Source organism: Porcibacter vitabionis, from assembly GCF_046263795.1.
In the GTDB taxonomy this organism is placed as follows: domain Bacteria; phylum Bacillota; class Clostridia; order Lachnospirales; family Lachnospiraceae; genus Lachnocurva.
The window spans coordinates 104,047-111,201 of sequence record NZ_JBJYZD010000011.1 but is presented as its reverse complement, the minus strand read 5'-3'; the positions used below and the strand labels follow the sequence as shown (position 1 = coordinate 111,201).

The 7,155-nt window shown below is 40.1% G+C and carries 3 protein-coding genes and 2 pseudogenes; 3 read left to right on the top strand and 2 right to left on the bottom strand.

Annotated elements, in window-relative coordinates:
* Nucleotides 1–106 precede the first annotated feature (106 nt).
* From ACKX2L_RS09185 to ACKX2L_RS09175, 3 genes and pseudogenes are all read left to right on the top strand, one after another.
* Complete coding sequence (locus ACKX2L_RS09185; protein WP_497553131.1) at nt 107–1,171, top strand: IS1634 family transposase; 1,065 nt, start codon at nt 107–109, stop codon at nt 1,169–1,171.
* 369 nt (nt 1,172–1,540) lie between these two features.
* Nucleotides 1,541–2,251, top strand: a pseudogene (locus tag ACKX2L_RS09180) (SIR2 family protein); the annotation flags it as partial.
* A gap of 2,664 nt (nt 2,252–4,915) precedes the next feature.
* Nucleotides 4,916–5,011: pseudogene (locus ACKX2L_RS09175) on the top strand (SEC-C metal-binding domain-containing protein); the annotation flags it as partial.
* A 290-nt stretch (nt 5,012–5,301) separates the two neighbouring features.
* On the opposite strand, the gene ACKX2L_RS09170 reads toward ACKX2L_RS09175, so the two are convergent.
* Complete coding sequence (locus ACKX2L_RS09170; protein ID WP_497553130.1) at nt 5,302–5,877, bottom strand: hypothetical protein; 576 nt, start codon at nt 5,875–5,877, stop codon at nt 5,302–5,304.
* Nucleotides 5,878–5,881: 4 nt separating this feature from the next.
* Nucleotides 5,882–7,039, bottom strand: a complete 1,158-nt coding sequence (locus tag ACKX2L_RS09165; protein ID WP_497553129.1) for an AAA family ATPase — start codon at nt 7,037–7,039, stop codon at nt 5,882–5,884.
* Nucleotides 7,040–7,155 lie beyond the last annotated feature (116 nt).

Here is a 7,155-nt window from a genome sequence, read left to right as displayed (position 1 = left end):
ACATGCGAATACCTCCTTCATAGCATTGCACAACTTTTGCAAGTCGTGCAACTCGTCAATAAATAGAGATATCATCGCAGAAATATGGTACCCTGAAAAGGTACCGGTGATTGAGGACTTACATATGTATCTTGGTTACCTTGTTGATGTACCGGATAAAAAGGGGAAAATCACTTTCCGACAAAAGGGGAATGCGAAGTATGTGTATTATGAATACGATCGCGTCTATGATCCGGAACGCAAGTATACGATTGTGAAAAGATCGACGATCGGAAAACTGTCAGAGGAAGATCCGGATAAGATGCGCCCGAATGAGAACTTTCGAAAGTTCTTTCCGGAGGTGGAAGCACCCGGAGAACGCGAGGATGCCGGCCGGAGCAGCGCGCTGAAAGCCGGCACATATATGGTGATCCATCAGGTAGTGAATGATCTGGGGCTGGGCGAAAAACTGGAGGCTGCTTTTGGTGCCAGAAACAGCGGACTGATTCTGGATCTGGCAGCGTACTCTGTCATTACGGAGAATAATGCGGCACAGTACTATCCGGATTATGCGTATAATCATCCACTCTTCACACCAAATATGAGGATCTACAGTGATTCAACGATTTCTGATTTCCTGCGGGATCTCAGTGAAGACCAGCGGCAGAACTTTCTGAATCTTTGGAATGAGGAACGGAATAAGCGTGAACGGGTCTATATCTCCTACGATTCTACAAACAAGAATTGTGAAGCCGGTGACATCAGCATGATTGAGTATGGCGCAGCGAAGATCGATGCCGGCCTGCCGATCTTTAATTATGCGATCGGATACGACGTAAACAATCGTGAGCCACTGATGTATGAAAAATATCCGGGAAGTATCAATGATGTTTCACAGCTGCAATACATGATCGCAAAGGCGAAAGGGTATGGCTATCACAACATTGGTTTCATTTTGGACCGGGGCTACTTCAGCAAGGAAAACCTGAAGTTCATGGATGAGAACGGATTTGCATTTATTATCATGGTGAAAGGCATCAAGAACTTTATTCATGATCAGATCCGTCAGCAGAAAGGCTCCTTCGAGAACGACTGGTGCAATCAGATCGCGGAATTCGGCGTGTATGGGAAGACGGTTCACACTTTTGTGTATGCATCCAAACGTTGGTGCCAGGCACCGTTAAGAAAATAATTAAAATATTACGAAATTATTACAAACAGACAAAGCTTGGCAGAATGGGCAGGAAGGAAGGTCACCACTGCTCTTGACCAAAAACACCATCATCCTCATTGAGAATGAGCTGGTACTCTGTTATAATGACCATGGTTTTAATGACCTCTGGTCTCAGAGTACACGGCTTCTCAAGGGTGGGTGCTCTGGGACCTCTTTCTTTTCGTAGGATAATGACAGTATATCGGTCAATCCAGAGACAAACAAGTAGAGCAGAAATTTGTTATTTTACGAGGTCAGCAACACTTTACTCTCCGCGTGTAGTGAAATGAACATATAAACAATATGGTTAACAACTTTTTATATTAATGCGTAGGTAGTACCATCAGTATGAACCATATAGACAATTATCCCAATTTCAAGAGCATCCTGGAAGGACGCGATCAGATTGTTTATCTTTTTGGTACAGGGATATCTGCGGCCTTAACAGGGGAAAGATACAGCTGGTGGAAGTGGATTAATGACGGAATCGCTTTATTAAAGAGCAATCCTTCGACAGAAACTGCAGGCACGGCACTTGAAAGTCAGCTTAATGCATCTTCATCAGCTGCAAATATGATCGCCGTGGCTGGTGATGTGATCAAAGCGATAAAGTCTGCAGGGCTGTACGACAACTGGATGCATAGCTCTTTCGAGTCAAATTCAATTACCAATAAAGAACTGAGTAAAACTCTTCACCAACTTACCATTCCTAATGACTTGATTGCCACCACGGATTACGATGATTTGCTGGAGCAGTCCACTGGACTAAATTGTCTTACATATGCCGATCCTGCTGAAGCTTTCACCATGTTGGAAGCAGGAAATAATAACAGCGTTCTGCATATCCATGGTGCCTATGACTCTAGTATAGGTCTGGATAACATTATTGCCGGCCAAGAGCAGTATGACGGAATACTCTCTGACAAAGGGGCTCAATTCATTCAGAATATACTCGCAACGAAGAGCATCATTTTTGTTGGCTGCGGTAAGACATCTGAAGATGCGAACATCGCCCAGTTTATGCAATTTGCTAAGAGATGTTTAAAGCTTGATCGTCCATATTTCTTTGTGTGTCGAGATGGAGAAGATCCTGATGGACTTCCGGCGAATACTGCTGTGATTACATACGGCAGTGATTATTCAGATCTTACGCCTTTCCTTAAAGAGATAGCTGATACAAGGCTCACAGCGTTCCTGTTAAATAATCCAATTATCGGGCGAAATGCATATATTAGTGAGCCGTCGTATCATTATGGCCTTGCAGAATATCACTTCATGCAGGAGAATATTCCTTTCTGTGGACGAGAAAATGAACTCAAGGCTTTAAAACAATTCCTCAATAATAAGGAACAAAATCTTTGGTGGATCATCGACGGACAGGCGGGTTCTGGAAAGAGCAGACTTGCCCTTGAGTTACTGAAGGAGTTCAATAATTCAGATTGGTTTGGATTTTTCCTTAATAAGCAAGCGACTTCAGAAGATATTAACAGTTTTCGTCCTTTCAAAAACACGCTGATCATTATTGATTATGTTGCAGGTCGAGAGCAGCAGATTGCAGCTGCTATAATTGGTCTGTATCACGTATTCGACAAGCATAAGGATTTTAAACTTCGAATTCTATTTATTGAGCGGGAAGAAAAGGTTGGACTAGATTCGTGGATAGATGCAGTCGAAGAGGGATTGGACAAATCGGATGCTGCGAAATTCTCTGACAATGAATATATCAGTTCTTCTGGATCAAGAGAGCCTCTGTATCTATTGGATATGGATGATGCATCTGTTGAAAAGCTGATCGGGTGCGTATGCCTTAAACATGGGCTTCCAGGTGATGTGCTGCGAAATAAGGATCTCAGAGATGATTATCATGCAAAATTTGAAATGCTTCATTACAGACCATTGTTTGTGGAGCTGTATGTTGAAGCATGGATTGATAATGATTGCGTAAATCCAAGATACGACACATTCAAAGATCTTCTCAAAGTCGTTCTTAAGCGAGAGCAAGAGCGATGGCTTCAGTTATGTAATAGTGATTTTAACGTTTGTAATGCATGGATAGAACTTGTTGTTCTGGCGTCCTGCATTGGGTCGGTAAATGTTAAGGATTTGGAAGGGGAGTATAGGAGTGACTGGGAGACTATCCAGACATTTATAAAATCACATACATTTCCAGGTGATCAAAGAAAAGAATCTCTGCAAGCCTTAATTGTTTCGATGTGTCAAAGTGTGGATGGCAGCTCAGACACTGATGTTATCACACCGCTATATCCGGACATCTTAAAAGAATTTATGCTGCTGTACTATATGGATAGTACACAGAGAATTGCTTTAGCATATTATTTGTGGGGTAGACATCCGCAAAATTTTTCCATCTTCATCAGAAGAGCAATATCTGATTTCCCATATGATCAAAGATTATTCGAAGTTGTAGATAAATGCGAACAGAGGACAACTGATCCTTATGTCCTGATCACAAGAAGTCAGTTCCTGACAAACAGGGTTCTCAATGTCGGTGCAGGGGACACTCCGGAGAAGATACTGGACTTTGTTGAGAAAGAAGACAAATTCTGGCACGATCTGTCCTGTGATGAAGACGATGAATCAAAGAGAATAGAGCTGGGCTTAGCCAAGTATAATGGTCTGATTCTTGTTGCTGAACAATATGGTGCTTGGAGCAATATTCCTAAGTTCATGTCAGTCGCAAAGGATGCGTTAAATATTACTGGGGATGACGTACTTAAGGCTGTTCAGATAACACGGACAATGGATCTTGTCAGAAATCTCGAAGAGCATGGATTCCATAGGGAAGCTCAGGATCTTGTTGCAGAAATCAATAAGCGAGTACGGGAAGTCGATGACTCGGATTTTGAAGATACGTACGGGAGCGAGATAAAGCTTATACAAATGAATAATGATTTCATGGACTATATGCTTTCTGGGAAGCTCTATGATGGTTATGAGTATCTCAAGAAAATGCGGAAGGTTTTTACCGATGATAAGGTAGAAGCATGCGTGCATTTTTCTCATTCTTGTAGATCCCTTGGAGACTTCGGTTTTAGGCTTGAGAAAAAGAAATATATTGACAGGGCAAGAGATATACTCAAACCAATTTATGAGCGTTATATTTCCAACAGCCATATAGCAGCTAATTATATTTGTATTGAGGTGCAGGAGCTTCAATATGAGTATTTCTTTGATTCATTGAAAGCTAGGAGTGACGACGAATTCGTCTCTAATCTGGACGCGTTAAGCGAAGAGTTGGATCGGCTTGAATACTCTGAAGAAGCCGGAATGGCTTGGACGGCAATTAACACGTTCAGAGTAAATTTTATTAAAAATGATCAGACTGCTTTGGAAAAGCTTGCACATGATGCAGATGCTTATATAAGCGAGCATGAAGACGCTGATGCTGTTCCGCAGGTCTATATTAGTGCGACAAGAGCTTTGCATATTACTGCAGGAGATAAGGTTTCTAAAGAAGAAGTCGATAAGTCCTATAACTACTTGCTTAGATTCTCCGAATCTGAAAATCTTAGGAGTGAATTCTTCCAGCTGCTGGACGAATCTACAGAGACAGGCAATCGGAACCATTATATCAATAAAAGAATCGCTTCAGAGATGACCAATGATTTCTTATACAATCCTATGTATATACCTGAAATGGATGGGATTGATAGTGGTTTTGATAATCTGCTTGATTATGGTACTGTTTCTGAACCTTACAGACGTAATAAAAAGAAGATAGGCCGCAATGATCCATGTCCGTGCGGAAGTGGTAAAAAATTCAAGAAATGTTGTATGGGGAAAGGCATATATGATTGATAATAAGTACAGATAACGCCGAGCCAAGCCTGTGATAAAAATTTCTACAGGAAGGTGTAACGACTGGACACGGAGCATCAAGAATCCTTTAGATGAAGGCACAGTCTGAACTTGCTGGTGACAGCAAAAACCACACAGAAATGATGTGGTCATTACAGGATGAACATTCCGGTGTGGCGGAGCCACGTGACACCGCTACAACCGGAATATGTGCATATAAAAAACTAATCCACGACAGGCCTGATAAAGACTTCGTAGATCAGTTTTTCTATCCCGCTTCCAATACGCATTCAGTCTACCTGATTATCTGATTGTAATGATTTTATTGCTGTCCAATCAATTAGATCGTAAATCGATGCCTCGGTCTTTAATTGCCTATGCAGTTGATGATATTTCTGAATACCATTGATGAGATCTTCCGGATTATGAAAATAATTTTTTACAAATGAAGGCTGTTTCACATTTTTCATTTTCAAAACGATTTTGCAGTATTCACTAGGTTTTTTTAAGTCAGAATGGCTAAAAGATTCAAGCTTATTTTCACTTGCAATAATCAACATTTCAATTTCCGGAGCAGTGATTACATTAATTAAATCCACCTGACACTGATAAGCCTTACTTAGGTTAAATTTTTCGGATCTTGAATCAATAACTCTAAGAATTACTATCTTCTGGCCATAAGCTACTCTTAAATAACGTTTCTCGAAATCTTTTGCTGAAATCCTTGGGATCAATCTTTCTTCAAGCAATTGTTCTCTCTTAAAAATCAGCAACCTGTTATCAAGCAGAATATCCATAATTGCTATTTCCGCGCCGCCCTCACACATACATGCTATCAGACTGTTTTCGGGAATAGATACTTTCATCGATTCAGTCCTCCAGTTCCCTAATAATGCTTTTCTGTAACGCACGAAGTGCCTGGTATTTTGGCGCAGTTCCTTCCAGGAAATTGCTTTGATATATTTCGCTCTTCTTCATATCATTTCGCGATAATAGTTGATTCAGATTATCTATTCGAAGTCCCTTATTATTTCTGGTAATAAATACGGCATCATTTCTGTCGATTTCGTCCAGGAGTTCTGGATAATGTGTTGAAAAGATAATAACAGCACCTTTAGGATTGGTTTTTTTGTCCATAAATAGTCTGAGCAATGCTGCAACTAGTTCGTGATTAAAATGATTTTCAATCTCGTCAACAATTAAGTATCCGCCAGTTTTAAGAACTTTTACTGCATCCGAAAACACCCGGACTCCTTTTACAGTTCCTGATGACAGATAATAGTTCAGCTCGCCTGGATTATGTAAAACTATTTCCGGCCTGTCGTAGAATTTCAGCTTAATAATTGATTTCCCATCAACATTATCTACAGTAATATATTCGATTGTTGGATCTAATAATGTGATTATTTCAGTAGGAATGGAGCCCCTGTTCACCGGTAGAAACAGATTGATGTTTGTGAGGCCTACAAGATTGACAAATATATTTTTCTCCTGAAGCTGCTTATTAACTGCAATCATAATGCTGACATCATCCGGAAGATACTCTGCCGAATTATTACGGATTCTTTGTGGAGCTATGCCTTCAAAATTTAGCAGGTTCGTTTTGTTCACTCTGCTTGTTGTCGCTTTTACCCAAAGCTGTTCTTTGTTTATTTTAACAGAATAGCTTCCGTCATCTCTTCCTGTTCTTACAATTTCACTTCTTAAATGATAAAGTTTTCCTTTTGCATAAAAATCTATATCGAATGTTGCCGGCTGATCGTTTTCTAAAATCTGTGGAACATAGGCGGCATTTAACGGTGTAGCCTCCAGAAGCATTCTTGTAAAAGAAATAACCTGTAATGCTGTTGTCTTTCCGGAAGCGTTAATTCCAATAATAGCTTCCACTGTATTTACATAAATATTGCCGAACAAATGCTGCAATGCATCTAAATGACTATTATGTACTCTCTGAACTGCATAAAACCGAATATCAAATGTTGTGCTGTATAGAGGTAAGCCTTCAACCCTGATTCTTAATATTTTCATTTTGATGCTCCTATAAAACGTAATCTGTGTTTATAAGGTACCAGCTAGATTATTATACACGATAATTTGACACATTACAACATCATTATCGTTTTATTCGTGCATAAATTGCTGAT